Annotated in this window: 26 protein-coding genes and 1 pseudogene; 10 read left to right on the top strand and 17 right to left on the bottom strand. The window is 69.2% G+C overall.

Annotated elements, in window-relative coordinates; translation table 11 throughout:
* The first annotated feature begins 72 nt into the window (after positions 1 to 72).
* The 6 genes from RR1_RS16630 to RR1_RS16605 all read left to right on the top strand — a co-directional run bounded on the left by RR1_RS16630 (position 73) and on the right by RR1_RS16605 (position 6,215).
* Positions 73 to 1,599: an FAD-dependent oxidoreductase gene (locus RR1_RS16630; protein ID WP_010836866.1), complete on the top strand. Its 1,527-nt coding sequence runs from the start codon at positions 73 to 75 to the stop codon at positions 1,597 to 1,599.
* Complete coding sequence (locus tag RR1_RS16625; protein ID WP_010836867.1) at positions 1,596 to 3,083, top strand: uracil-xanthine permease family protein; 1,488 nt, start codon at positions 1,596 to 1,598, stop codon at positions 3,081 to 3,083. Before RR1_RS16630 ends, RR1_RS16625 begins: the two co-directional genes overlap by 4 nt.
* A 146-nt stretch (positions 3,084 to 3,229) precedes the next feature.
* Positions 3,230 to 3,538, top strand: coding sequence for a helix-turn-helix transcriptional regulator (locus RR1_RS16620; RefSeq protein WP_010836868.1), 309 nt, complete (start codon positions 3,230 to 3,232; stop codon positions 3,536 to 3,538).
* Positions 3,531 to 4,064, top strand: a complete 534-nt coding sequence (locus RR1_RS16615) for a hypothetical protein (RefSeq protein ID WP_010836869.1) — start codon at positions 3,531 to 3,533, stop codon at positions 4,062 to 4,064. Before RR1_RS16620 ends, RR1_RS16615 begins: the two co-directional genes overlap by 8 nt.
* A 58-nt stretch (positions 4,065 to 4,122) precedes the next feature.
* Positions 4,123 to 5,019, top strand: a complete 897-nt coding sequence (locus tag RR1_RS16610; protein WP_010836870.1) for an ABC transporter ATP-binding protein — start codon at positions 4,123 to 4,125, stop codon at positions 5,017 to 5,019.
* The gene (locus tag RR1_RS16605) at positions 5,016 to 6,215 is read left to right on the top strand and encodes an ABC transporter permease (protein ID WP_040772262.1); all 1,200 of its coding nucleotides are present in this window, start codon (positions 5,016 to 5,018) and stop codon (positions 6,213 to 6,215) included. Before RR1_RS16610 ends, RR1_RS16605 begins: the two co-directional genes overlap by 4 nt.
* A gap of 59 nt (positions 6,216 to 6,274) precedes the next feature.
* Here the strand turns inward: RR1_RS16605 and RR1_RS16600 are convergent.
* The 5 genes and pseudogenes from RR1_RS16600 to RR1_RS16580 all read right to left on the bottom strand — a co-directional run bounded on the left by RR1_RS16600 (position 6,275) and on the right by RR1_RS16580 (position 9,888).
* Positions 6,275 to 7,850 (bottom strand): annotated as a pseudogene (locus RR1_RS16600) (polyamine aminopropyltransferase).
* Positions 7,847 to 8,317 carry a DUF350 domain-containing protein gene (locus RR1_RS16595; RefSeq protein ID WP_010836873.1) on the bottom strand — a complete coding sequence of 157 codons (471 nt, stop codon included), beginning with the start codon at positions 8,315 to 8,317 and terminating at the stop codon, positions 7,847 to 7,849. Before RR1_RS16595 ends, RR1_RS16600 begins: the two are co-directional and overlap by 4 nt.
* 46 nt (positions 8,318 to 8,363) lie before the next feature.
* On the bottom strand, positions 8,364 to 8,768 hold the full coding sequence (locus RR1_RS16590; protein ID WP_010836874.1) for a DUF4247 domain-containing protein: 405 nt from the start codon (positions 8,766 to 8,768) through the stop codon (positions 8,364 to 8,366).
* The gene (locus RR1_RS16585; protein ID WP_010836875.1) at positions 8,765 to 9,274 is read right to left on the bottom strand and encodes a DUF2617 family protein; all 510 of its coding nucleotides are present in this window, start codon (positions 9,272 to 9,274) and stop codon (positions 8,765 to 8,767) included. The genes RR1_RS16590 and RR1_RS16585 overlap by 4 nt, the downstream gene beginning before the upstream one ends.
* Complete coding sequence (locus RR1_RS16580; protein WP_051111047.1) at positions 9,271 to 9,888, bottom strand: DUF4178 domain-containing protein; 618 nt, start codon at positions 9,886 to 9,888, stop codon at positions 9,271 to 9,273. Before RR1_RS16580 ends, RR1_RS16585 begins: the two co-directional genes overlap by 4 nt.
* 135 nt (positions 9,889 to 10,023) lie before the next feature.
* Here RR1_RS16580 and RR1_RS16575 point away from each other — a divergent pair, with 135 nt between their 5' ends.
* Positions 10,024 to 11,511, top strand: coding sequence for a carboxyl transferase domain-containing protein (locus tag RR1_RS16575; RefSeq protein WP_010836877.1), 1,488 nt, complete (start codon positions 10,024 to 10,026; stop codon positions 11,509 to 11,511).
* Between the two features lie 15 nt (positions 11,512 to 11,526).
* Here the strand turns inward: RR1_RS16575 and RR1_RS16570 are convergent, their stop codons facing one another.
* Together RR1_RS16570 and RR1_RS16565 are read right to left on the bottom strand one after the other, a co-directional pair.
* Positions 11,527 to 12,180, bottom strand: coding sequence for a GOLPH3/VPS74 family protein (locus tag RR1_RS16570; RefSeq protein ID WP_010836878.1), 654 nt, complete (start codon positions 12,178 to 12,180; stop codon positions 11,527 to 11,529).
* Positions 12,177 to 12,920: an 8-oxoguanine DNA glycosylase OGG fold protein gene (locus tag RR1_RS16565; RefSeq protein WP_051111046.1), complete on the bottom strand. Its 744-nt coding sequence runs from the start codon at positions 12,918 to 12,920 to the stop codon at positions 12,177 to 12,179. The genes RR1_RS16570 and RR1_RS16565 overlap by 4 nt, the downstream gene beginning before the upstream one ends.
* A 166-nt stretch (positions 12,921 to 13,086) precedes the next feature.
* On the opposite strand from RR1_RS16565, the gene RR1_RS16560 reads away from it, so the two are divergent.
* A complete protein-coding gene (locus RR1_RS16560; RefSeq protein ID WP_040772263.1) occupies positions 13,087 to 15,018 on the top strand; it encodes an AMP-binding protein in 1,932 nt (643 codons plus the stop codon).
* A gap of 12 nt (positions 15,019 to 15,030) precedes the next feature.
* Here RR1_RS16560 and RR1_RS16555 read toward each other — a convergent pair whose 3' ends face one another.
* From RR1_RS16555 to RR1_RS16530, 6 genes are all read right to left on the bottom strand, one after another.
* The gene (locus tag RR1_RS16555) at positions 15,031 to 15,792 is read right to left on the bottom strand and encodes an ABC transporter permease (protein WP_010836881.1); all 762 of its coding nucleotides are present in this window, start codon (positions 15,790 to 15,792) and stop codon (positions 15,031 to 15,033) included.
* Positions 15,789 to 16,574, bottom strand: coding sequence for an ABC transporter ATP-binding protein (locus RR1_RS16550; protein ID WP_040772264.1), 786 nt, complete (start codon positions 16,572 to 16,574; stop codon positions 15,789 to 15,791). Before RR1_RS16550 ends, RR1_RS16555 begins: the two co-directional genes overlap by 4 nt.
* Positions 16,574 to 16,999 (bottom strand): DUF1048 domain-containing protein, encoded by a 426-nt coding sequence (locus RR1_RS16545; RefSeq protein WP_010836883.1) that lies wholly within the window; start codon positions 16,997 to 16,999, stop codon positions 16,574 to 16,576. Before RR1_RS16545 ends, RR1_RS16550 begins: the two co-directional genes overlap by 1 nt.
* Entirely contained in the window at positions 16,996 to 17,325 is a 330-nt protein-coding gene (locus RR1_RS16540) for a PadR family transcriptional regulator (RefSeq protein ID WP_010836884.1), read from the bottom strand. Before RR1_RS16540 ends, RR1_RS16545 begins: the two co-directional genes overlap by 4 nt.
* A gap of 110 nt (positions 17,326 to 17,435) precedes the next feature.
* A complete protein-coding gene (locus RR1_RS16535) occupies positions 17,436 to 18,794 on the bottom strand; it encodes a cryptochrome/photolyase family protein (RefSeq protein ID WP_010836885.1) in 1,359 nt (452 codons plus the stop codon).
* 51 nt (positions 18,795 to 18,845) lie between these two features.
* Complete coding sequence (locus tag RR1_RS16530; RefSeq protein WP_010836886.1) at positions 18,846 to 19,790, bottom strand: mechanosensitive ion channel family protein; 945 nt, start codon at positions 19,788 to 19,790, stop codon at positions 18,846 to 18,848.
* Positions 19,791 to 19,861: 71 nt separating this feature from the next.
* Between RR1_RS16530 and RR1_RS16525 the strand changes: the two genes are divergently transcribed.
* On the top strand, positions 19,862 to 20,584 hold the full coding sequence (locus RR1_RS16525; protein ID WP_051111048.1) for a response regulator transcription factor: 723 nt from the start codon (positions 19,862 to 19,864) through the stop codon (positions 20,582 to 20,584).
* On the top strand, positions 20,581 to 21,945 hold the full coding sequence (locus RR1_RS16520; protein ID WP_010836888.1) for a sensor histidine kinase: 1,365 nt from the start codon (positions 20,581 to 20,583) through the stop codon (positions 21,943 to 21,945). Before RR1_RS16525 ends, RR1_RS16520 begins: the two co-directional genes overlap by 4 nt.
* Before the next feature lie 23 nt (positions 21,946 to 21,968).
* Here the strand turns inward: RR1_RS16520 and RR1_RS16515 are convergent, their stop codons facing one another.
* The 4 genes from RR1_RS16515 to pdxH all read right to left on the bottom strand — a co-directional run bounded on the left by RR1_RS16515 (position 21,969) and on the right by pdxH (position 25,765).
* Positions 21,969 to 22,331: an FKBP-type peptidyl-prolyl cis-trans isomerase gene (locus RR1_RS16515; RefSeq protein ID WP_040772265.1), complete on the bottom strand. Its 363-nt coding sequence runs from the start codon at positions 22,329 to 22,331 to the stop codon at positions 21,969 to 21,971.
* A 94-nt stretch (positions 22,332 to 22,425) separates the two neighbouring features.
* Complete coding sequence (locus RR1_RS16510; RefSeq protein WP_010836890.1) at positions 22,426 to 23,721, bottom strand: citrate synthase; 1,296 nt, start codon at positions 23,719 to 23,721, stop codon at positions 22,426 to 22,428.
* Positions 23,722 to 23,930: 209 nt separating this feature from the next.
* Entirely contained in the window at positions 23,931 to 25,124 is a 1,194-nt protein-coding gene (locus RR1_RS16505) for an MFS transporter (protein ID WP_010836891.1), read from the bottom strand.
* A complete protein-coding gene (pdxH, locus tag RR1_RS16500) occupies positions 25,121 to 25,765 on the bottom strand; it encodes a pyridoxamine 5'-phosphate oxidase (protein WP_040772280.1) in 645 nt (214 codons plus the stop codon). Before pdxH ends, RR1_RS16505 begins: the two co-directional genes overlap by 4 nt.
* Positions 25,766 to 25,880: the final 115 nt, after the last annotated feature.

Raw genomic sequence — 25,880 nt, 5'->3', positions numbered from 1 at the left:
TTCATCCAGTTGTAGTTTGCCGTCTGTAGACAGTTTCCCGACAGCTTCCCCGCTGATGGAGGACCTCTGCTGATGACTGCCCCGACCGGTCTCGCCGCACTGAACGAGCGCGTGCGGCGCGACCTCGAGACCACCGGGAACTCGCCGCGCTGGTGGGTTCCGCAGACGCCCGGCACGGACTACGAAGTGCTGATCGTCGGCGGTGGTCACGCCGGACTGTCGGCTGCGTTCGCGCTGCAACGCGAGCGCATCCCCCGGGTCCTGGTCGTCGACCGCAACCCGCGCACCCAGGCCGGCCCGTGGCGTTCGTACGCACGCATGCACACGCTCCGCAGCCCCAAGTGGATGCGCGGAATCGAACTGGACGTCCCCTCCCTGTCGGTGCGCTCGTGGTTCGAGGCGAAGTACGGCGCGCAGGCGTGGGAGTCGATCACCTTCGTTCCGCGTCTCGACTGGGCCGAGTACCTCGACTGGTACCGCGAGGTCGCGGACCTCCCCGTCCAGTGCGACACCGAGGTGACCGGGGTCCATCGCCCCACCGACCCCGACGGACCGTTCACGGTCGACCTCGCGACGGACGGGCGGACCGAGACGGTCACCGCCCGCCGTGTGATCTTCGCCCCGGGTCTCGACGGCGCAGGCGCCACGTCGGTGCCGGACTTCGTGAGCGCTCTGCCGCGCGAACTGTGGGCCCACAGTGCAGACGACATCGACTTCGGAGCCCTCGCCGGCAAGTCGGTCGGCGTACTCGGTGCGGGCGCGAGCGGATGGGACAACGCCGCGTGCGCCCTCGAGGCCGGCGCCGCCGACGTCACCGTCTTCGCGCGACGCGAGAGCGTTCCGACGCAGAACCCGCTGCGGTGGATGGAGTTCGCGGGCTTCCAGAACCACTTCTACGACTGGAGCGACGAACAGAAGTTCGCGTTCACGATGTACAGCGGAGGGCTTCCGCAGCCGCCGACGCAGCTCGGCGTGTGGCGCTGCCGCGACTTCGACAACTTCACGCTCGAACTCGGCGCACCGTTCACCGCCGTCGAGGCCCTCCCGGACGGCCGGCTGCGCATCACGACCCCCAAGGGAACTCACGACGTCGACTTCCTCGTCGCCGCGACCGGCTACGTCACCGACCTGCGACGACGTCCCGAGCTGGCCGAGTTCGTCGACGACATCGCCCTCTGGGAGGATCGTCACGCACCCGCGAAGGGAACGGGTGTCGGTCCGTGCCCCTACCTCGGCGGTGGCTTCGAGTTCACCCCGAAGGACGAGGCGGCCGCGCCCTGGATCTCGCGCCTGTTCCACCTCTCGGTGGGCGCCCGCGCGAGCATGGGCGTCGCGGGCCATCAGTTGTCCGGCATCACCGCCGGGCTGGGCAGGCTCGCCTCGACGATCTCCCGCGGCGCGTTCCTCGAACACGCCGACGAGTTCGTCGCCGACTTCCGCCGATTCGAATCGACCGAGGTGCACACGTTCGACAGGTACGACCCGTCGCGTGACGCGGTCCGTCCCGACACCGCGTCCCACGCCACCGAAGCCGATGTCGCCCGCAGCGCCGCGGACGATCACCCCGCCTCCCTCCTCACCGAAGGAACCGTCCGATGACGAATCGCAGCACCGCGAAGGCGGTGGATCAGCTGTTGCCGTGGCCCAAGATGGCCACCTTCGGCCTGCAGCACGTGCTCATCATGTACGCGGGCTGCGTCGCCGTCCCGCTCGCGTTCGGTGCAGCACTCGGCCTCGACCAGCACACGGTCGCGATGCTCATCAACGCTGACCTCCTCGTCGCCGGCATCATCACGATCATCCAGAGCCTCGGCGTCGGCAAGATCTTCGGCGTGCGGCTGCCCGTCATCGCGGGTGCGACGTTCGTGCAGCTCACCCCGCTGATCCTCATCGGCCAGGAGTACGGCATGCAGGCCGTCTACGGGTCGATGCTCGCCGGTGGTGTCTTCGGCCTCATCATGGCCTGGCCGTTCGCGAAGGTCATCAAGTACTTCCCGCCCCTCGTGACGGGGTCGGTGCTCGTCGTCATCGGCATCTCGCTCATCAGCGTCGCGGGCGGATCGATCGTCGGCCAGGACCCGACGTCGAGCGAGTACGGCGACCTCAGGAATCTCGCGCTCGCCGGCATCGTGATGGTCATCGCGATCGGCTTCATCTGCGTCGCGAAGGGATTCTGGTCGCAGGCCGGCATTCTCGTCGCGCTCGTCGGCGGGCTGCTCGTCGCGATCCCGCTCGGCCTGCTCGACTTCGGCGCCATGGCGGGTGAGGACTGGTTCGGCGTCGTCACCCCGTTCCACTTCGGACCGCCGCAGTTCCCGATCGCCGGTGTCATCTCGTGCTCGATCGTGATGATGGTGATCTTCGCCGAGTCGCTGTCGTCGATGATGGCCCTCGCCGAGATCACCGGCAAGAAGGTCACCCGCGGTGACATCGCGCGTGGCCTCGCGGCGGACGGCCTGTCGGGTGTGCTCGGCGGCATCATGAACGGCTTCGCCGACACCGTCTTCAACCAGAACGTCGGCGCCGTCCGGACGACCAGGATCTACAGCCGGTACGTCACGGCCGTCGCGGGCCTCATCCTCGTGATCCTCAGCCTCATCCCGAAGATGGGCGCGGCCGTCGCGGCGTTGCCGCCGCCGATCATCGGTGGTGTCTCGCTCGTGCTCTTCGCGACGATCGCGGTCGTCGGCGTCCAGGCGCTGCGTCGAGCGAACCTGCACGACAACGTGAATGCGACGATCGTCGCACTCGCCGTCGGGCTGGGCCTGCTCCCGAAGTTCATGCCCGACATGTTCCAGAACTTCCCGAGCTGGTCGCTGACGATCGTCTCCGACGGCGTCGTCCTCACCGCGGTGAGTGCGTTCCTGCTCAACCTGCTGTTCAACCACACCGGGTTCGCGCGCCGCTCCGACCGCGCGCCCGAGGTGACGGCGGCGTACGAGGCGGGCGAGGCCAACCCGTACGAGACGGACGACGAGCTCGCCATCGACGCCGACAGGGCGGACGACGTCGCCGCCGATGTGTCCGCCGAGGTCACGACCGGTGGCCGCGGCGACGGAAGGACCGACATACCCACCCCCTGACGGCCGACCGGTTCCACCGAGAAGCCACAGAAGCCCGAGAAGCCACCACGGCATCACGCCGTGGTGGCTTCTCGCGTTGCAGGGCTGCTGTGACGAATCATCGGAAAAACTTGACACGTCGTTGGGTTTTCACAACACTACGTTGCATGAGCCCGGTCAAACGGGGGGTAACCCTCCCCATCCACAACCGCATCGGCGTCCTGCGCGCCGAACGGGGGATGAGCCGCGCGCAGCTCGCCGAGCAGGTCGAAGTCAACCCTCAGACGGTCGGCGCCCTCGAGCGCGGCGACCACTATCCGAGCCTCGACCTCGCGTTCCGGATCTGCGACGTGTTCGGCCTTCCCGTCGAAGCCGTCTTCTCGCGCACCGAGTTCTCCCCCCTCTCCACCGAAATGTACGGCGCCACGGAGGGCCGTCGCACCCGCCGATCCGAAGGAGACGATCCCGATGCCTGACGGATCGATCATCGACCGCTACCAGGCCTACCGCACTCGCCGATTCCTCGAGAACGACGAGAAGTACAGCACGATGCTCCCGAAGTGGCGCACCCTCGGCCGGCGGCGGGCGCTCGTCGTCACGGTGGGTGCGGGTCTGACGATCTACGTGCTGTGCGGCCTCGCCGTCGCTCTCGCCGGCCCCGTGTGGGCGCTCCCGATCCTGCCCGTGACGCTCGTGTTCATCAGCGCCTGGACGATGCTGCAGATCGTGTCGAGCCGCCAGGGCGACGCACCGCGTGCCGCACTCGACGAGTGGGAGATCGCCCGCCGCAACAGCGCTCGGTCGATCGGCCTCACCGTCACGCAGTTCGCCGGCCTCGTCCCCACCTTCGTCCTCATCGTCGCCGCGACGGCCGAGAGCGTCAGCCCCGACCTCGCGTACGCGTGTGGCGTCTGGATGCTCGCGGCCGTGTTGCTCGGCGGCATGCTTCCCGCGATGCTGCTCGCCTGGAACCATCCCGACCCGGAGGACGACGTGATCTGACCTGCGCCGCACCACAGTTCGACCGAGACTTCGCTGCCGACCGAGAGACAGGAATCAGATGTCCCAGATCCTCACGATCGACCGAATAAGCAAACGCTACGGCGACGTCGTCGCACTCGACGACATGTCCTTCGACGTCAACCCCGGCGAGCTGTTCGGCTTCGTCGGCTCGAACGGCGCCGGCAAGACGACGACGATGCGGATCGTCCTCGGCGTCCTCGCCGCCGACTCGGGTGAAGCACGCCTGGGCGGCAAGGTGATCGACCTCGACGTGCGCCGCACCATCGGATACATGCCCGAGGAACGCGGCCTCTACCCGAAGATGAAAGTGGGACAGCAGCTCGCGTATCTCGCCGAACTGCACGGCCTGTCGCGTACCGAGGCCCGCGACGCCGTCGCGACGTGGACCGAACGCCTCGGCATCTCCGAGCGCCTCGGTGACACGGTCGATTCGCTCTCGCTGGGCAACCAGCAGCGAGTCCAGCTCGCGGCCGCCCTCGTGCACGACCCCGCGGTCCTCGTTCTCGACGAACCGTTCTCGGGTCTCGATCCCGTCGCGGTCGACGTCATGAGCGACGTGCTCGTCGAGAAGGCACGGACCGGCGTTCCCGTGATCTTCTCGAGCCACCAGCTCGATCTCGTTCAGCGCCTGTGCGATCGCGTCGGCATCATCGCCAAGGGACGGATGCGCGCACTGGGCACCGTCGACGAACTCCGTAGCGAAGGACCCAGCCGACTGCGGGTCGTCGCACCCGGGGCACCCGACGGGTGGGCCGAGCGCATCGGCGGCGTCCGCGTCGTCGGACACGACTCCGGCGCGACGATCCTCGAGCTCGATGCCGGGGCGGACGACCAAGAGGTCCTCCAGGCCGCACTGAACACAGGTCCCGTACACGAGTTCTCGGCAGCGCGACCGTCGCTGACCGAGCTGTTCCGAGAGGTGGTGGCGGGATGAGTACGCCCGTCTCGGGTATGCGCGCGGTCTCGCTGATCGCTCGCCGCGAGTTCCGCACCCAGGTCGTCAAGAAGTCGTTCGTCGTCAGCAACGTCATCGTGCTGCTCGCGATCGTCGGCGGCATCGTCGCACTGTCGATCTTCTCGGGCGACGACGACACGTCCAGCAGCAGGCTCGGCCTCGTCGGGCAGCCCGCGCTCGGCCAGACGTTGACCGCGACCGGCGACGCCCTCGGCGTCCCCGTCGAGGTCTCCGACTCCGCCGACGCTGCGGCGGCACGCGACCGGGTCGCGGCAGGCGACATCGACGCCGCCGTCGTCGCTGCACCCGGCGGCGCGGTCACGATCGTCTCGCAGGACACCCCCGACTCGGGCCTCACGATGGTGATCGACTCCGCGGTGCGCCAGTACGCACAGGACCAGGCGCTGGTGGCCGAGGGTGTCGATCCCGCGGCCGTCGCCGCTGCGGTCGCGGGCGTCACCGTGAACACCGAGGTCCTCGATCCGCCCGATCCCGAACAGGGACAGCGCATCGCGCTCTCGATCGCCGTCGTGATCGTGCTCTACATGCAGATCCTCGGATTCGGCATGTACGTCGCGATGGGCGTCGTCGAGGAGAAGTCGAGCCGCGTCGTCGAACTGCTGCTCTCCACCGTCCGCCCACTGCAGTTGTTGTGGGGCAAGGTGCTCGGTATCGGTCTCGTCGGGCTGCTGCAGCTCGTCATGTACGGCGTCGCGGGCGTCGGTGCCGCCCTCGCGACGGGCGTGCTCACGATCACCGGAACGGCGGTGGGAGTGCTGCTCTCGACGATCGGCTGGTTCGTCCTCGGCTTCGCGTTCTTCGCCGTCCTCTACGCGGCGGCAGGCTCGATGGTGTCGCGTCAGGAGGACATCAACTCGACGTCGATGCCGCTCATGTTCGTCATCCTCGCGATGTTCTTCTCGGCGTTCGCCGCCGTCGACAACCCCGACGGCACGCTGAGCACCGTGCTGAGCTGGATCCCGCCGTTCTCCGCGATCATGATGCCGCTGCGCATCGCCGCCGGCGTCGCGAGCCCGCTGCAGATCGTGGGCACGATCGTGCTGATGCTCGTCGTCACGGCCGCACTGAGCTGGGTCGCTGCCCGCATCTACCAGCGCTCGATCCTGCGGATCGGCAAGGTCGTCTCGTGGCGGGAGGCTGTCGGCAGCCGCTGACACTCCCTCTCCCGCAACCGAATCGGGCGCAGCGTGTCGCTGCGCTCGATTCGTGTGTTTCAGCGCTGATAGCCGCGCCGCATGTCGTCGACGATGTGCGGTGCGTCCAGCGTCGAGGGCGGCAGCTCGCGCGGCGGACGATCGCGCGGGAAGATCGCGGCCGCGGCGAGCGTGTCCGCGTCGAGGAAGCGGAGCGGAGGCGTCTGCGGTGCGAGCGAGAGTTCGGGCGCACGGTCCCCGTGCCTCGCGAGCGTGTACCCCCAGTCGCCGAAGCTGGGCACGAACACGTGGTAGGGCGTGACGGACAGCCCCACCGAACGCACCGTGGACACGGTGCGCCAGTACGCATCCGGCGTCGAGTACGGGCTCCCCGACTGCACGACCAGCCGCCCTCCGGGTGCCAGCGCCGAGGAGACGAGGCCGTAGAACTCGGCGGAGTACAACCGGCCGAGGGCAGGCGTGTCCGGGTCGGGCAGATCGACGATCACGGCGTCGAACGCCGCACCCCGATACTCGCGCAGCCAGGCGAAGGCGTCGGCGACCACCACGGTCAGCCGCGAATCCTGCAGCGCCCCCCCCGTTGAGCGGGGCGAGCGTCGTGCCGGCGAGATCGATCACGGCCGGGTCGAGTTCGACCTGCACGATCTCCCGGACGCCGGTCCGCAGGATCTCGCGGGCCGCGAGTCCGTCGCCACCGCCGAGGACCAGCACGCGCTCGGGGCCACCCGACAACGCCGGGTACACCAGCGATTCGGTGTAGCGATGCTCGTCGACGCTCGAGAACTGCAGATCGCCGTCGAGGAACAGTCGCGTGTCGTCGCCGCGGCGCGTCACGACGATCTCCTGGTACTGCGAACGCTCCGCGACGATCACCGGGTCGGTGTACAGGCGCTGGCGCGACGTCGTTTCGATGTCGTCTGCCGCGACGAGCAGGCCGAGGATCAGTCCCGCAGCCGAGACGAGCGCGAGCACCGCGACCGCGCGCGTCCGCACCCCGATCCAGCCGCGCAGCAGGACTAGTGCGACGACGGCCGCCGCCACGAGGTTGACGATTCCCGTGATCGCCGCACCGCGGATCATGCCGACGGCGGGCAGCAGCAGGAACGGCCACAGCAGACCACCGACGAGCGCTCCCGCGTAGTCGGCTGCGTTGAGATTCGCGAGGATCTTGCCCGACTCCTCCGCGCCGTCACGCCGTCCCGTCTGCAACAGCGTCATGAGCAGCGGAACCTCGGCGCCGACGAGCACACCGATGAGGGCGGTTCCGACCACGAGAAGCGCCGTCGCGGACCCGAGGAAGGTGAACGACACGTACAACGCTGCGGCGCAGAACCCGCCGACCAGACCAAGCGCGATCTCGACCACGACGAACGCCACCGCGGCATGCGGCACGAAGGGCTTCGCGACGAGCGCGCCGACGCCGAGTGCCGCGACGTAGCCCGCGACGATCATCGACGTCTGCGTGATCCCACCGCCCACGAGGCTCGCCGACAGTGTCAACAGCGCGAGTTCGTAGATCAGCCCGCACGCCGCGCACGCTGCGACGGCCGCGAGCAGCACGACTCGGCCCCGCGACGAGAGCGGCGGCCGTGATGCGGCCCGCTGTGCCGCAGGCTCCGTGACCGCGACGGTCAAGACAGTGCTGCGGCGTTGACGATGCCGATCGAGAACAGCGTCGACGCCACGGCCCATGCCGCACCGCACATCCTCGGCTGGTCGACGAGTTCCGCCAATCGGCCCGGCAGCACGAGATTCATGACGCCGAGCGCGATCGCCTGCAGCACGACGCCGAGGAAGCCGTAGACCGCCGAATCGACGATCCCCTGCGCGTAGCCGTCGGCGCTCGTCCAGATCGCGGTGAAGACGATGATCGCGAGGGCGAGATGATTCGCCCCGAGAATCACGGCGGCATTGGGGTTCTTGTCGACGTAGACCTGGTGCCGAAGGTTTCCGGGCGTCAGGACGTCGAGCATGAGGAAGCCGCCCGCGAGCACCGCCATCCCGACGGCGAAGTAGGCCAGCGTCGCGAGCACGCCCTGGCCGAGCACTCCCACGTCGACGCGGCCGAACTCGGTCGCGGCCGCGAGCACAGTGGTCTTCACTCGATCTCCTCGGTTGTGTGTGTTGCCGGGAAGCCGGCAGCGCCTGTCATTTCGCGCTGCCCGTTCTGCCGCTTCCCGCGTTGCCGTCGGACGGCGAGCCGGGCGTGAATCCCGGCCCCAGATAGGCGAATCCGCCGCTGCGATAGGTGCCGTCGATGTCCTCGACCCGGATCGAACTGCCGCCGCCCGCCGCAGGCGAGACGGTGACGATGTCGTCGCGATAACGCAGATACTCGCTGCCGCCGTCCGCGGTGCGTGCCGACGGCTCCTCCTCGCCGACGATGTCGGTGACGGTCGTGCCCACCGGATCTCGCGACGAATACGTCGTGACATCACCCGACGTACTGTCGAGCGAGTACTGCCGCTCGATGAAACCCCGCGGGCCGCCGCTGCATGCGGCGAGCGAGACCGAGGCCGCGACCACGAGTGCCACCACACCGATGCGCCTCACGCCGCCTCCCTGCTCTCCCCGACCCTGCTCGCTGTCGTCACGATCTCGCCTCCCGACCCGTCCGGGTACAGATGCCATGTCCGCCAGTACATCGATCCGTCGTCACCGAACGACGCCGCCAGCGCGGTGAGCGCGGTCTCGCAGCCGGGGAACACACCGCACAACCAGCCGTCGTCGGCGGCGCGGTCGCGGAGCATCGCTGCTGTCCTGCGGAATCCCGCGGAATCCGCGCGGCGGACGTCGGACGCGAATCGGTAGTTCCCCGACCGGCGGGTGGCGGGCAGCGGCTCGCCGCCGAGCCCCAGGGCATCGCACGAGACCTCTTCGAGCACCTCACCGGCACGAACCACGTGCGACGCACCGAGCACGCCGAGGACGATCCGGCGACCACGGCCGTCGGTCACCGTCGCCTCCGCCAGCGGCCGCGCCGACGACGTACCCACGACGAGACCGAGCGAACCCGCCACCACGTCGCGGGGCTCGATCGCCAGGCGATGCAGCGTCACGTCCGGGGACCGCCGGCGTGGATGACGACGAGCTCGCCGCGCAACACCTCGCGACCCGTCGACACCTCCCACGACTGCGTACGCGCCCAACGCTCGAACGAGAGCATCCCGGTCTCGTCGGCGGTCCGGTAGTCGGCGTAGTCGACGGTCCCGGACGGGGCCGTCCCGGTCGTCCCTTCGGCGGTGAACTGTGCTGCACCGCTCTCGACCTCGCGGTACACGCGGTCGTCGAGGACGACGTCGCCACCGGGCTGCAAGCCGGTGCCCTCACGCCGCATCCACAGCGCCATCTCGATGTCGCCTTCGTCGTCCTCGACGGTCAGCCAGCGTTTCCCGGTCTTCCCGTCGAGCAGGTGCTCGCGCCACACGAACCCCTCCTCGTTCATCGTGATCGTCCCGCGGACGACGTGATCGACCCCGGCGTACGTGACGATGTCGCCCACCCCGATCGCGAGCGGGTCGTACACCTCCGGATAGTCCGCGAGCGGATCGGTGCGCGCCGCTCCCTGCGTCGCCTCACCGCGGCGCGTGAACGCCACCGCCGCGACCACCACCGCCACCACGGCGAGCAGCATCAGCAGCACGATCAGAACACTCGTCACCGATTCCCCCATCATCGAGATCGCCTGCGGCGAGGAACTCCCCACCTCGCGCAGGAGCGTACTGCTGTCCGAATCGCCCGCCACCCGCGGCCGGTGGACGCCTAGGCTGGACGCGGTACAGCGTCGTCGACAGGTGAGGAGGAGACCATGAAGGCTCGCGACATCATCGACCTCGTCGTCGATGCCGGCTCCTTCGAGTCGTGGGACGAGCCACCGCTGGACGTGAACCCCTCACCCGCCTACCGCGACGCACTCGGGCGCGCACAGGATCGCTCCGGCGTCGACGAGGCAGTCGTCACGGGCGAAGGGACCGTACGCGGCCGCCGCGTCGCGCTCGTCGTGTGCGAGTTCGCGTTCCTCGCCGGATCGATCGGTGTCGCCGCCGCCGAGCGCGTCACCGCCGCGACCGAACGCGCGACGGCGTCGCGGCTCCCGCTGCTCGCGTCACCCACCTCGGGCGGGACCCGTATGCAGGAGGGAACGCTCGCGTTCGTCCAGATGATCACGATCTCCGCCGCCATCGCGGCGCACCGCGACGCGGGCCTCCCCTACCTCGCGTACCTGCGGGGACCGACGACGGGCGGCGTCTTCGCGTCGTGGGGTTCCCTCGCCCACGTCACCGCCGCCGAACCCGGTGCGCTCGTGGGCTTCCTGGGCCCACGCGTCTACGAAGCGCTGTACGGCGAACCGTTCCCGCCCGGCGTGCAGACAGCCGAGAACCTCTACCGCTACGGCGTGATCGACGGCGTCGTACCACCGGAACGCGTCCGGCTGCTGGTGGATCGCGCGCTGCGCGTCCTCGCCGATCCCCCGACCCCCGATGCAGCCCCGGTCTCGGCGATCACGGACGCCGACGCGTTCGATCCGGAGCCCGCGTGGGAGTCGGTGCTGGCATCGCGCCGCCCGGAGCGGCCGGGCGTACGTCTGCTGTTGCGTCACGCGGCGACGGCCCAGGTGCCGCTCAGCGGCACCGGACAGGGCAGCGACGACAAGACCGTCCTGCTCTCGCTCGCGCGCCTCCGCGGCACCCCGTGCGTGCTGCTCGGGCAGGATCGCGACGGCCAGACGATGCTGCACACGATGGGACCGGGTGCGCTGCGCGACGCGCGGCGCGGAATGCACCTCGCCGAGGAACTCGGCCTGCCGCTCGTGCTCGTCATCGACACGCTCGGTGCCGCGCTCTCACGTGAGGCCGAGGAGGAAGGCCTCGCCCCCGAGATCGCCCGCTGCATCTCCGATCTCGTGACGCTCGACACCCCGACCGTCGCCGTGCTGCTCGGCCAGGGAACGGGCGGCGGCGCCCTCGCGTTCCTCGCTGCGGACCGGGTCCTGGCCGCACAGAACTCGTGGCTCGCGCCGCTGCCGCCCGAGGGAGCGAGCGCGATCGTGTACCGCGACACCGCGCACGCGCCGCAACTCGCGGACGAACAGGGAATCTCCGCGCCGGAGCTCCTGCGTCACGGCATCGTCGATGCCGTGATTCCCGAGAATCCCGATGCCGCAACCGAACCCGTCGACTTCGTGAAACGGGTGGGCGCCGCGATCGCCCACGAGCTGGCCGCCCTCGACGCACTTCCCGCCACCGAACGTCGCGCGGCACGCCACGCGCGCTACCGCCGTCTCGGCGCTCGCTGACTCACGGCCTGCCCGTCACACGGGAACGACGACCGCGACGAGGACCGCGGCGTCGATCGCCTCGACGGCCTTCCGCACGGCCTCGCCGGCCCAGTTGCCCTGCGCGATCTCCTTGGCGCGCCGCTCGAGCGCCTTCTTGTCCGCGTCGGGAAACACCTTCGGTGCGGCACCGACGGCCGACAGCAGAGCGACGAGCGCCGCCGTGCGCTCGCGCGGATCGAGTCCGTCGATCAGCGCGGCCCGGAGTTCGGTGCGCAGTTCACGTTCGTGCGTCCCGTCCACCTCGGGCCAGCGCGTTCGAGGGAACACGCCGAGGACGCGGCTGCGCTCCTCCCGCACCCACCCGGCGTCCACGAGCCGTTCGAGGATCGTCGGCTGGAGATTCTTGGCGAGCCGCTCGATCGCCGGCCGGGGCTTCATCGGCGTGCGTTCGCGGATCGTCGTCACCGCATCCGCGAGCACGTCGTCGTCGGGGGGATCGCGGCGAACCACGAGCCGTCCCTTCTTGACGTCCTCGCCGTCCTCAGCGGGCGTGACGACGTCGGACAGTGCGAGCTCGAGCAGAACGGCGCCCGCGAGCACCCGCGGCATCCGGGTGCCGTCGACCAACGGCGCGCCGGTCTCGTCGTCGAGCAGAAGCAGCAGCAGGTCCTCGGCCAGTAGGGTCACGATTCGACCGTATCCGACGAGGGCGCCTCCCTCGCCGCGGCGTTGAGGGCGCGGAACACCTGCCGGCCGCGCAGCGACGCGACGTACTCGACGACATCGGGCTCGGTGGCGTGCGCCCGCGCGGTCACCCCCGCGAGCGCGAGATAGGTGCGGTAGTCCTCGCTGGTCCACGGTTTGTCGACGGCCCACTCGACGGCGCCGACGTCGCGAAGTCCCGCGACGACGTGCCGATCGAGGATCAGGGCGCCGCCCGACCCGGGCGCGAAGTCGGCGAAGTAGAGCACCTTGGTGAACAGCGGCGCGCCGAGATACGGCACCGCCGCGACGCCCCCGCGCATCGACGCCGTGTAGGCGTCGACCGGCCCACGCTCGCGCAGGATCTCGAGCGATGCGGTCAGCCGGGCGGTGACGTCCGGCGCCCGGAGCGCATGGATCCGGCGCGTGACGTCGCGTGCCGACGGGCCCGTCGCCCACACCGCCGCCGCGACGTAGAGCCGAACCCCCGCGAACGGGTCCGCGTCGCACTCTGCCGCCGTCCGTGCCCCGATCTCGAACACGCTGGTTCGGTCGACGACTCCCCACCGGCCGTCGGTCACGAGCGCGTCCAGTTCCTCGGGCCACATCCGCCGATCGGGGAGCGCCGCGAGCCACCGCTCGCGGTCGAATCTCACACGTTGCCCCGATACCGCTGTGCGCGCCGGAATCCCGTTCTCGAACAGATCGTGCATGGGCTGATGCATGTGGTCCCCCCCGGTGTCGTCGCGATCCCCCGATCGCGGTGCCCGAAGGCTACGCCGCGGGCCCGACACGTGCTCGGCACCGACGAGCCGTGGCGGCCGAGTCGCGTCCGCCGGAGCCCGTGCGAGGATGGTGGCACAGGTCACACGCGATCGAGAGGGGCCGACCATGCACTCGACACACAGCGGCGCGCCGCGCGAGTCCTACTCCGACGTCTACGCACGCAGCATCGACGATCCGGAGGGGTTCTGGCTCGCCGCCGCCGAGGCCGTCGACTGGGAGGTGGCACCGACCCGCGCCCTGAAACCGACCGACACAGCGGCGCCGGCGTCACAGCAGCGGTGGTTTCCGGGCGCCACGCTCAACACCTCGGTCAACGCTCTCGACCGGCACGTGCGCGCGGGCGACGGCGACGCCGTCGCGCTGATCCACGACTCGGCGATGACGAACTCCGTCCGTACCTACACGTACGACGAACTGCTCTCGCAGGTCGAGCGTTTCGCGGGAGTTCTCACCGCCGCGGGTGCCGGCGTCGGCGATCGCGTCGTGATCTATCTGCCGATGATCCCCGAGGCCGCGATCGCGATGCTCGCGTGCGCCCGCATCGGCGCCGTGCACTCGGTCGTGTTCGGCGGCTTCGCGGCCCGCGAACTCGCGATCCGCATCGACGACGCCGAGCCCGCCGTGATCGTCACGGCCTCGGGTGGCCTCGAGCCCGGCCGCACCGTCGCGTATCCGCCGATCGTCGCGGACGCCCTGGAGATCGCGACGCACCGGCCCGCCGCCGTGATCGTCAAGGATCGAACCGAGATCGGTTCTCCGGCAGATGTTCTCGCCGAGTCGGGCGCCGCAGTCCTCGACTGGGACACCGAGATCGCCCGGGCAACTCCGCATCCCGCCGTCGCCGTGCCCTCCGATCATCCGCTCTACATCCTCTACACGTCCGGCACGACCGGGAAACCGAAGGGCGTCGTCCGCGACAACGGCGGGCACGCCGTCGCGCTCACGTGGTCGATGCGCCATCTGTACGACATCGGCCGCGGCGACGTGTGGTGGACGGCCTCCGACGTCGGCTGGGTCGTCGGGCACTCCTACATCGTGTACGCCCCGCTGTTCGTCGGCGCGACGACGGTGATGTACGAGGGCAAGCCCGTCGGCACCCCGGACGCCGGGGCGTTCTGGCGGGTGATCGCCGATCACGGCGTGCGCGCGCTGTTCACCGCGCCGACGGCGATCCGCGCGATCCGCAAGGCGGACCCGCAGGCGCGCGAGTTGCAGCGGTACGACATCTCCTCGCTCACAGCACTGTTCGCTGCCGATGAGCGACTGGATCCGGACACCTTCGAGTGGGCGTCGGCGACGCTCGGCGTGCCCGTGATCGATCACTGGTGGCAGACCGAGACCGGCTGGGCGATCTGTGCGAACCTCCGCGGCCTCGGGCCGATGCCGATCGTGGCGGGCTCACCGTCGGTTCCCGTTCCGGGGTTCCGCGTCGAGATCGTCGACGGCACGGGCGAACCGGTCGCCGCGGGCACCGAGGGGAACATCGTCGTCCGGCTGCCGTTGCCGCCCGGAACGTTGCTGGGACTGTGGAACGACGAGGACCGATACATACGCTCGTATCTCGACACCTTCCCCGGCCACTACCTGACCGGCGACTCCGGGTACATCGACGACAGCGGCTACGTGTTCGTACTGGGTCGCAGCGACGACGTCATCAACGTTGCGGGACATCGCCTCTCGACCGGAAGCATGGAGGAGATCGTCGCCTCGCATACGGCGGTCGCCGAGTGCGCCGTCGTGGGGATCAAGGACGACGTCAAGGGGCAGCGGCCGAGCGGGTACGTCGTCCTGAAGTCGGGTGTGGAGATCGACGACGAGATCCTCCGGGCCGAACTCGTCACGATGGTCCGGGACGCGATCGGCGCCGTCGCCACGTTCCGCGACGTCACCGTCGTCGCCGCGCTGCCCAAGACCCGATCGGGAAAGATCCTGCGCAAGACCATCAGACAGATCGTGGACGGCGAACCGTACACGGTGCCGTCCACGATCGAGGAACCCGCTGTTCTGGATGCCTTCGAGCAACTCCTCCACCCCTGACTGCAGGGCGGATCAGCGAACCTTGCGACGGTGGATGCTCGTCGCGACGACATAGGCCACCACGAGGATTCCCATGCACCAGCCTGTCGCGATCCACACCTCGCTGCCGACCGGATCGCCGGCGAGGAGTGCGCGGATCGTGTCGACGATGGACGTCACCGGCTGATGCTCCGCAAAGGCGCGGACCGGGCCGGGCATCGAGTCCGTCGGCACGAACGAGGAGCTCACGAACGGCAGGAAGATCAGCGGATAGGAGAACGCACTCGCGCCGTCGACGGTCTTCGCGAGCAGACCCGGGATCACGGCGATCCAGGTGATTGCGAGCGTGAAGAGCGAGAGCAGACCGATCACGGCGAGCCATTCGAGCGGCCCCGACGACGTGCGGAATCCCATCGCCAGTGCCACGAGGACGACGACCATCACCGACAGCGCGTTGGACACCATGGACGTGAGCACGTGCGACCACAGTGCGGCCGACCGCGCGATGGGCATCGAGTCGAACCGCTGGAAGATGCCGCTCTGCAGATCACCGAACAGCCGGAACGCGGTGTACGACGTGCCGCTCGCGATCGTGATGAGCAGGATGCCGGGCAGCAGATAGTCGACGTACCGCTGGCTGCCCGTCTCGATCGCACCGCCGAAGACGTAGACGAAGAGCAGCATCAGCGCGATGGGCGTGATCGTCACGGTGATGATCGTGTCGACGCTGCGGGTGACGTGCCGCATCGATCGACCGAACAGCGCGGTGGTGTCGGATACGACGTGAGTGGTCATCGCAGCTCTCCTTCGGGGGCGTTCTTCCCCACGAGTGCGAGGAAGATGTCTTCGAGGCTCGGCTGCTTCTCGACGTACTCGACCTCCGCCGGCGGCAGCAGCTCCTTCAGTTCCGCGAGGGTGCCGTTCGCGACGATGCGCCCCTCGTGCAGGATCGCGATGCGATCCGCGAGCTTCTCGGCCTCCTCCAGATACTGGGTGGTGAGGAGGACGGTCGTTCCGCGAGTCGCCAACTCCTGGACCATCGTCCACACCTCGATGCGCGCCTCGGGGTCGAGTCCCGTCGTCGGCTCGTCGAGGAAGATCACCGGCGGATTCCCGACGAGACTCATCGCGATGTCGAGCCGTCGTCGCATACCTCCCGAATACCCTGCGACGCGGCGTGATCCGGCGTCGACGAGGTCGAACCGGGCGAGGAACTCGTCCGCGATGCCACCCGGATCGTCGAGGTGACGAAGCTTCGCGACGAGCTTCAGATTCTCGCGGCCGGTGAGGATCTGGTCGACCGCAGCGAACTGACCTGTGAGACTGATGCATTCGCGCACATTCGCACCGTCGGTCATCACGTCGAAGCCGTCGACCATGACGGTTCCGGCGTCGGGACGGGTCAGTGTCGCGAGGATCCGGACCATCGTCGTCTTGCCCGCGCCGTTCGAGCCGAGCAACGCGACGATGCTGCCTCGTTCGATGTCGAGGTCCACGCCGCGGAGCACGCGCAGATCGTCGAACGACTTCTCGAGGCCCCGCACGCTGATCGCGGGAGCCGGCACTGCTGTGGTCATCACCCCTCCTCGGGTTGTTCGCTGCGCTCGGCGCGGGCGATGGTGTCGATCGTGTTCGTGAGCCGATCACGTTCCCGGTACAGCCACAGGTCCTGGGAGTAGTTGCGCAGGAACGCTTCTGCGAACTCCACCGGGTCGTCGCCGACGATGTCGGCGACCCCGACACCGTTCTCGGCGCTCTCCTCGAAGAGGACCAGCAGGTCGTCGAGCAGCGGCATCAGCGCGCCTCCTCGATTCGACGGAAACAGCCAGACGTAACGCCGCACCGCTTCGAGTGCTGCGCGATGGCCTTCGGGCAACTGCTTCGCCCGCGCCGTGTGCTGCTTGTAGAGCTTCTTCTCGTTCCACATCGCCGCGAGGTACTCCCACGTCGCCGAGATGCTCCGTCGCATCCACGCGATGCGTCCGGGTCCGGTGTTCGTCATGCCTCTCCTCCACGCAACTCGTCCAGCCGTTCGGCCAGGAAATTCCAGGTCTTCCAGAACTCGTCGAGATACTCGGCACCCGCGTCGCTGAGCGAGTACACCTTGCGGGGTGGGCCCTTCTCGGACGGGCGCTTCTCCGAGGCGACGAGTCCGCGCTGGTCCATCCGGACGAGCAGTGCGTACACCGTTCCCTCGGCGATCTCGGTCAGGCCCTTCTCCCGGAGCCGCGCCGTGATCTCGTATCCGTACCCGGGAGCCTGCGCCAGGCTCGCGAGCACGATGCCCTCGAGGGTGCCCTTGAGCATCTCCGTCATCTGCCTGCTCATGTCTCCCTTCCCTTCGCTACTCGCTATCACTTAGTACCACTAGATAGTAGCGCTGAATAGTGATCGCGCAAGGGATTCGCGGATTTCTTTTTCGCGCTGCGACCGGGGCTCTACTGCGAGCGAATCGCGTCGAACCGCGCGAGGGCGACCCGACGCTCGTGTGCGTGATCGACGATCGGCTCGGGATAGGCGCCGGGTCGGTCCGCGGGATCGTGCACGGCCTTCCCCGCGATCGAACGCAGCTCCGGCACCCAACGCCGAACGAATTCCCCTGTCGGATCGAACTTCTCACCTTGACGGACCGGATTGAACACACGGAAGTACGGCGAGGCGTCGGTCCCCGTCCCGGCCGTCCACTGCCAGCCGTGCTGATTGTTCGCGAGGTCGCCGTCGACGAGCTGCGTCATGAAGTGCCGGGCGCCCCACCACCACGGCAGATGAAGATCCTTGACCAGGAACGACGCGACGATCATCCGCAGCCGATTGTGGATCCAGCCCTCGGCCGCGAGCTGACGCATCGCGGCGTCGACGATCGGGTACCCCGTCCGGCCCCCGGTCCACGCCGCGAACGCCTCGTCGGCACCCCGCCCGGTCTCGTACTGCATCGCGTCGAAGCGGCCGTCGTAGTTGCGACGTGCGGTGTCGGGCCGGTGATGGAGGAAATCCGCGTAGAAGTCGCGCCAGGCGAGCTGGCGACGGTACTGCGCCGCACCGTCGCTGCGTCGCCGGGCCAGTTCGGCGAGCATCGTGCGCGGGTGGATCGTGCCGTACTTGAGGTGCACCGACATTCGGCTCGTGCCGTCCCGGTCGATGCGGTCGCGACCCTCGCCGTAGTCCGCCAGGTCGTCGGCCACGAACTCCGACCACGCCGCGAGTGCACCCGCCTCGCTCACGTCCGGCATCTCACCGCGGGGCTCGGGAATCGGCCTGCGAGCGCGACCGGTGTCGACGGTGTCGGGCTCGACCCACTCGACGGTCTCCGCCGACGTCTCCGCGGGCGGCCGCCACCCGTGCTCCTGCCAGCTGCGGAAGTACGGCGTGAAAACGCGGTAGGGATCACCGTCGTCCTTCAGGACGCGGCCCGGCGACACCACGTAGGGAGATCCGGTCCGGACCAGTTCGACCCCGCGCTCCCGGAGCGCGAGCGCGACGGCGTCGTCCCGGCGCGCACCGTACGGGCCGAAATCGGCGCTCACATGTACCCGGGCGGCACCCGCGGCCGCCGCCACCGCGGGCACGGCCTTCGCCGGATCGCCCTTCACCACGAGCAGTCGGCCGCCCAACTGCTCGTCCAGCGCGGCCAGCGCGCGGTACAGCGCATCGCGGCGACGCTCCCCCGCCGGCCCGAGCAGTGCATCGTCGAGCACGAACAACGCGAGCGCGCGGTCACCGTCGTTCGCGACCTCGAGCAGCGTCGGCAGATCGCCGAGCCGCAGGTCGCGGCGGAACCACACGAGCGCGAGGGCCATCGGTCCACGCTAACGACGATCGCGGCGCGCGTGGGGCGGCGCGCGAACGGGCTACTGCGCCGCCAGGCTCGGGACCATCCGTGTGTACGGCGCGTCGATGCCCTCGCGCTCGAACTCGACGAGAATCGCGCGGTTGAGGGTGCGCTGCACCGCCCACTGCTTGCCCGGCTTGGTCTTCACCGTCAGCCGCAGCACGATGGATTCGGGGTTCACCGAGTTCACGCCGAGCAGGTCGGGCTGCTCGAGCAGGTCCTCGCGAATCGACTCGTCGTCGGAAGCGTCGACCGTCGCGCGCAGCGCGATCTCGCCCGCACGGTGGACGTCGGTGTTGTGCGCGATCGGCACGTCGACCACGGCGACCGCGAAGCCCTGGCTCATGTTGCCGACGCGCAGGATCTCGCCGTTGCGGCAGTACCAGAGCGTGCCGCCCACATCGCGAATCGTCGTCACGCGCAGCCCCACCGACTCGACGGTGCCGACGGCGTCACCGAGATCGACCACGTCGCCGACGCCGTACTGATCCTCGAGCAGCATGAACACGCCCGACAGAAAGTCGCGGACGAGGTTCTGCGCACCGAAGCCGAGCGCGAGACCGACGATGCCGGCCGACGCGATGAACGGCGCGACGTTGACGCCGAGGATGCCGAGGATCTGCAGGATCGCCCAGATGAGGATGACGATCGACACCGCCGACTTGAGGACGGACCCGATCGTCTGGGCCCGCTGCGCGCGGCGCTCGCTCACCTCGGTCTGCTTCGCGGTCTTGCGTTGCGAGCGTCGCAGCAGCGGGGGACGGCCGTTGTCGACGGCGGTCCCGCCCTCGGGGTCGATCGACTGCTCGGCCGCGGGCCGTGGCCGCGTGGTCCGGTCGATCACCTTGTGCAGGGCGAACCGCAGGACGACCGCGAGCGCGATGTAGACCGCGATCTCGAGCGGCCTGTCGATGAGCCACATCCGGCTCGTATCGGTCAGTTCGAACGCAAACAGGGAAGACATCGCACACGAGTGTAGCGAAATGTCACGGAACGATCACGAGCGTCGGCGTGACGACCGGGCACAATCGACACGTGAGCGCATCATCCGACGACCCGGCACAGCTCCTCCCGGCACACGTCCTGGTGGTTGACGACGACGAGGACGTGCTGACCTCTCTCGAACGCGGCCTGCGGCTGTCCGGCTTCACCGCGTCCACCGCACGCGACGGCCGGGAGGCCCTGCGCAAGGTCACCGAACTGCGTCCCGACGTCATGGTGCTCGACATGAACATGCCGGTGCTCGACGGGACCGGCGTCGTGACGGCACTGCGCGCCGTGGACAACGACATCCCGGTGTGTGTGCTGTCGGCACGCACCTCGGTCGACGACCGCATCGCGGGGCTCGAGGCGGGTGCCGACGACTATCTGGTCAAGCCCTTCGTCCTCGCCGAACTCGTCGCGCGGCTGCGCGCGATGCTGCGGCGCAGGACCGCGCCACCCGAACCCGCGGGCGAGAGCCTCACCGTCGGTGATCTCACGATCGACGTCGCGGGGCACCGCGTGTGGCAGGGCGACCGCGAGATCGGCCTCACGAAACGCGAGTTCGAACTGCTCGACGCCCTCGCCCGCAACGTCGGCATCGTGCTCGGCCGCGAGCGGCTGCTCGAACTCGTGTGGGGCTACGACTTCGTCGCGGACACGAACGTCGTCGACGTCTTCGTCGGGTACCTGCGCCGCAAGCTCGAGGCCGGCGGGACGCCCCGCATCATCCACACCGTGCGCGGCGTCGGCTTCGTCCTGCGCCCGGACGCATGACGACGCCCGCGCCGAGGCGGCGCGCCTTCTCGCTGCGCGCCCGCGTCGCCGTCGCGACGGGGCTCGGTGCACTGATCATCGTCGTCGCGCTCGGTGTCGCCGTCGGTGCGGCGATCGCGCGCAACAACCTCGCGCAACTCGATCGCCGACTCGAGGCGGCGTCGACGATCCTCGTGCCCAACGCGGCCGTCGCCGGCCCGTTCCTCGGCTCCTTCGGCGACGCGGGAGCATTCGCGATCACCATCCGCGGCAGCGACGGCGACGTCGACACGAGTACGCCGACCCAGCTCCCGAGCCTCGATCCCGGCTCGCACACCACCGCGATCGACGGCACGAACTACCGGACGTACACCGCGCACGATCCCGTGAGCGATTCGCTCGTCTCGCTAGCGGTCCCGTACGCAGAGGCGCAGGACGTCACCGCCGAACAGCAGCAGCAGGTCGCCGTCGCGGGGGTCGCGGCCGTCGCCGCGGCGACCGGTCTCGGCTGGGTCTTCGGCGGGCGTGCCGTCCGGCCGCTCGTGACGCTCACGCGGCGCATCGCGTCCCGCGAGCAGGATCTCGTGCCGACGCCGTCCGGTGTCCGCGAGGCGGACGAGCTCGCCGCGGCCGCCGAGTCGATGCTGCGCGACTTCGCCGACGCACAACGGGGAACGGACGCCGCCCTCGCGACGGCCCGGGACTTCGCGGCGGTGTCGGCGCACGAACTGCGGACCCCGCTGACCGCGATGCGCACGGATCTCGAGGTCCTCACCTCGCACGAGCTTCCCGCCGAGGATCGCGCCCAGGTGCTCGCCGATCTGACGCGCGCGCAGACGCGCGTCGAGACGACGCTCGCCGACCTCGAACGGCTCGCGCGTGGGGAACTGTCGACGGAGAAGGACTTCTCGGAGACGGATCTGCTGGAGATCGCCGACACCGCGGCGGGCGATGCGAAGCGGCACCATCCGGGGCTCACGGTGAATGTCGACGGACCTGCCACGCCGCTGCGCGGGCTCCCGGCCGGTCTTCGGCTGATGATCGACAACGCCGTCACCAATGCGGCGCGGCACGGGGGTGCGCACACCGTCGACATCACCATCACACACGGGGACGGGGACGGTGCCATCGTGCTCACCGTCGACGACGACGGCAGCGGAATCGCTCACGAGGATCGCGAGCGGGTGTTCGAGCGCTTCGTGCGCGGGACCGCGACGTCGAAGCCGGGCTCGGGTCTCGGCCTGGCGCTCGTGGCGCAGCAGGCCGCTCTGCACGGCGCGGCCGTGCGATTCGACGACAGCCCCCTCGGCGGAGCGAGGCTCGTCGTCACCTTTCCCGGTGCCGCAATGTCACATCGTGTGCATCGAGCGCACACGATGTGACATTGCGGCAGGCCGGGAAGAGATCAGGAACGCGCGTCGAGCAGATCGATCACGAACACGAGGGTGCGGCCGGACAGCTGGTGTCCGCCACCTGCCGGTCCGTACGCGAGCTCGGGCGGGATCGTGAGCTGACGACGGCCGCCGACCTTCATGCCCGGGATGCCGTCCTGCCAGCCGCGGATCAGGCCGCGCAGCGGGAACGTGATCGACTCGCCACGGTTCCACGACGAATCGAACTCTTCACCCGTCTCGTAGTCGACGCCGACGTAATGGACCTCGACGGTGCCCCCCGGGACCGCCTCCGGGCCCTCTCCCACGACCAGGTCCTTGATGACCAGGTCGGTCGGCGCGGGGCCCTCCTGGAACTCGATCTCGGGCTTGCTCATGTTGCTCCTCGTCGTCGGCACCGCAGCGTTGCGGCCCCGATCTCTCGGTGTCGCCGACGCCGGTCGGCGCCGACGGCGAACATGCGCCGACGGATCAGCGCCGCTCGATGTCGTTGTAGTCGCGCTCGGTGTAGCCGGTGTAGATCTGCCGCGGGCGGCCGATCTTCGTGGTCGGGTCCTCGTGCATCTCGCGCCAGTGCGCGATCCACCCGGGTAGCCGGCCCATCGCGAACAGCACCGTGAACATACGCGTCGGGAAGCCCATCGCGCGGTAGATCAGGCCCGTGTAGAAGTCCACGTTCGGGTAGAGCTTGCGCTCGACGAAGTAGTCGTCGGCGAGCGCGGCCTCTTCGAGTCCCATCGCGATGTCGAGGAGCTGGTCTCCGCCGCCGAGCTTCTCGAGGATCGTGTGAGCCGTGTCCTTCACGATCGCAGCACGCGGATCGTAGTTCTTGTAGACGCGGTGCCCGAAGCCCATGAGCTTCACGCCGTCTTCCTTGTTCTTCACGCGGCGCAGGAAGTCGGCGCTGTCGCCGCCCTCGGCGACGATGCGGTCGAGCATCTCGAGGACGGCCTGGTTCGCGCCGCCGTGCAGCGGGCCCCACAGCGCGTTGATGCCGCCGGAGATCGACGTGAAGAGGTTCGCGTCCGACGAGCCGACGAGCCGGACCGTCGACGTCGAGCAGTTCTGCTCGTGATCGGCGTGCAGGATCAGCAGCATGTCGAGCGCCTTGACGATCTCGGGATCGAGTTCGTACGGCTCGGCCGGGAAGCCGAACGTCATGCGCAGGAAGTTCTCGACGAGGTTCAGCGAGTTGTCCGGGTACAGGAACGGCTGACCGACCGACTTCTTGTACGCGTACGCGGCGATCGTCGGGAGCTTGGCGAGCAGCCGGATCGTCGAGAGTTCGACCTGATCGGCGTCGTCGGGATCGAGCGAGTCCTGGTAGTACGCCGAGAGCGCGTTGACGGCGCTCGACAGGACCGGCATCGGGTGCGCGTTGCGCGGGAAACCGTCGAAGAACCGCTTGAGGTCCTCGTGCAGCATCGTGTGACGGCGGATGCGGTTGGTGAAGTCCTCGAGCTGGGCCGCGGTGGGCAGCTCGCCGTAGATCAGCAGGTAGCTGACCTCGATGAAGGTCGACTTCTGCGCGAGCTGTTCGATCGGATATCCCCGATACCGCAGGATGCCGTTCGCGCCGTCGATGTAGGTGATCGCCGATTTGGTGGAGGCGGTGTTGACGAAGCCCGGGTCCAGGGTCGTGTACCCCGTGCTCGCCAGGAGGTTACCCAGGACGATGCCGTTATTGCCCTCGCTTGCCTCGGCAATCGACATCGAGTACTCGCCACCGGGATAGGCGAGTGTGGGCTTTGTGTCATTGTCGGGCACGAAGCATCCCTCTCAAAGCTCGAACCGATGAGTTACAACATTCGATCACGTAGAAAGTAGTCCCCCGGGTGCGCCCCCGCGTAGGGCGGGTTCGGCGCGACCAGGCGAGCACCGCCGCACGCAGCCGACGCGCGGCCGCGAGTGGCGCCGGTCGCTGCGACCTGACCTGGAGTTTCCACGTCACGGGCGACACGTCCAGTGTGCTACCGCTACACCCGATAGCGCACGAACATCGGAAACGCGAAGGCAGCGATCACGACACCGACGACGACGAGGCCGCCGCCGCCCGCCGTCGCGACCGCGGTTCCCACAGACGCCGCGGCCGCGCCGTGCGCGACGTCGCCGATCCGCGGACCGCCCGCGACGACGACCGTGAACACGCCCTGCAGGCGGCCGCGCATGTCGTCCGTCGCGACCTGTTGCAGCATCGTGGCCCGGAACGCCGACGACACCATGTCCGCCGCGCCGCCGAACGCGAGGAACGCGACCGCGATCCACAGGATCGCCGCCGACGACCCCGGCGCCGCGAAGTGGACGGTGACGCCGAAGCCGAGCATCGCGAGACCCCACAACACGACGCAGACGATCACGGCGAGCCCCTGCCGCCGGATTCTCGGCAACCAGCCCGAGAACACTCCGCCGAGCACGGCGCCCGCCGACATCGCCGCGAACAACAGCCCCAGCGCGAACCCGCCGGTCACCGGATCGCCGAACGACTCGTGGGCGATCTGAGGGAACAGCACACGCGGCATCCCGAAGACCATCGCGATGATGTCGACGACGAACGACGCGAGCAGGATCCGCTGCGTCGCGAGATAGCCGAAGCCCTCCCACACCTGCCGCAGCCCCGCGCGGCGGGCCTGTCCCGTCGGCGGGATCGACGGCAGCTTCACTGCGGCCCACAACGTCGCGAGCAGGGCGACCGCGTCGAGGAGATACAGCATCGACAGCCCGATGATCGGGATCATCACGCCCGCGAGCAGCGGCCCGGCGATGGCCCCGAACTGCATCACCGTCATGTTGAGCGAGTTCGCCGCGGGCAGCTGCTCGCCCGGCAGGAGCCGCGGGATGATGGCGGCACGCGTCGGCTGATTGACGGCGAAGCACGCCTGCTGCACCGCGAGCAGCACGAGCACGACCCACACGTTGTTCAGCTCGAGTGCCGCCTGCACCCAGAACAGCACTGCGGTGATGCCGAGCCCGCTCGTCGTGACGATCAGCGGGACGAGCGCGAACACACCCGTCAGCCCGACGTACGCCGACGAACGCGTGATCTCGTAGATCTGCTGCGGCACCGCGACGATCGCGAGCTGGCCGCCGATGACGGTGACGACACCCGCGAGCCACAGCCGTCGATAGTCGCGATTGCGGAGCGGAGTGGTGTCGGCGAGCAGGCCCCTCACGGCTGGAGTCGCTGCGCGACCCAGGTTCCGTCGGTCAGTTCGGCACGGATCCGGTTGTGCATGCGGTCGCCGCGGCCCTGCCAGAACTCGGCGACGACGGGCCGCACGACGTATCCGCCCCAGAAATCCGGGACCGGAACCTGCTCACCGGCGAAACGCTGTGCGACGGCGAGCCACTGCGCGTCGAGTTCGCCGCGCGACGCGATCGGATGCGACTGCCACGACGCCCACGCGCCGATCTGCGAGCCGCGCGGGCGCGTCGCCCAGTAGCGCTCGGTGACCTCGGCCGGCACCCGTTCGACCGGCCCGCGCAGCGTGATCTGGTGCGCGAGCGAGACCCACGCGAACGTGACGGACGCGGCCGGGTGCGCGTCGAGCTGATGCGCCTTGTCGGAGTCGTAGTTGGTGTAGAAGGTGACGCCCGTGTCGTCGACGCCCTTGCACAGCACCGTGCGCGTCCGCGGATCGCCCGCGGCATCGACCGTGCCGAGGGTCATGGCGTTCGGTTCGGGCACTCCCGCGCGCACGGCGCCGTCGAGCCAGATCCGCAGGAGCGGCAACCAGCCCGCTTCGAGATGCGCGACGTCGAGGTCCGGCTCGTCGGGGTGCTGGCCCGCGACCTCCGAGTAGTCCACACGCATCTCGGCGAGACTCGCGCGCACGCGCGCCGACTGTGCGTTCTCCGGCGATCGATCGTTCTGGGCTGACACGCCGCAGAAGGCTACTCCGACGAGCGCACGAGAGGTGCGAGGCGCG

Source organism: Rhodococcus rhodnii NBRC 100604, assembly GCF_001894925.1.
Classification (GTDB): domain Bacteria; phylum Actinomycetota; class Actinomycetes; order Mycobacteriales; family Mycobacteriaceae; genus Rhodococcus_F; species Rhodococcus_F rhodnii.
Note: the sequence above shows the minus strand (reverse complement) of the source record. Positions and strands in the feature narration are given on the sequence as shown.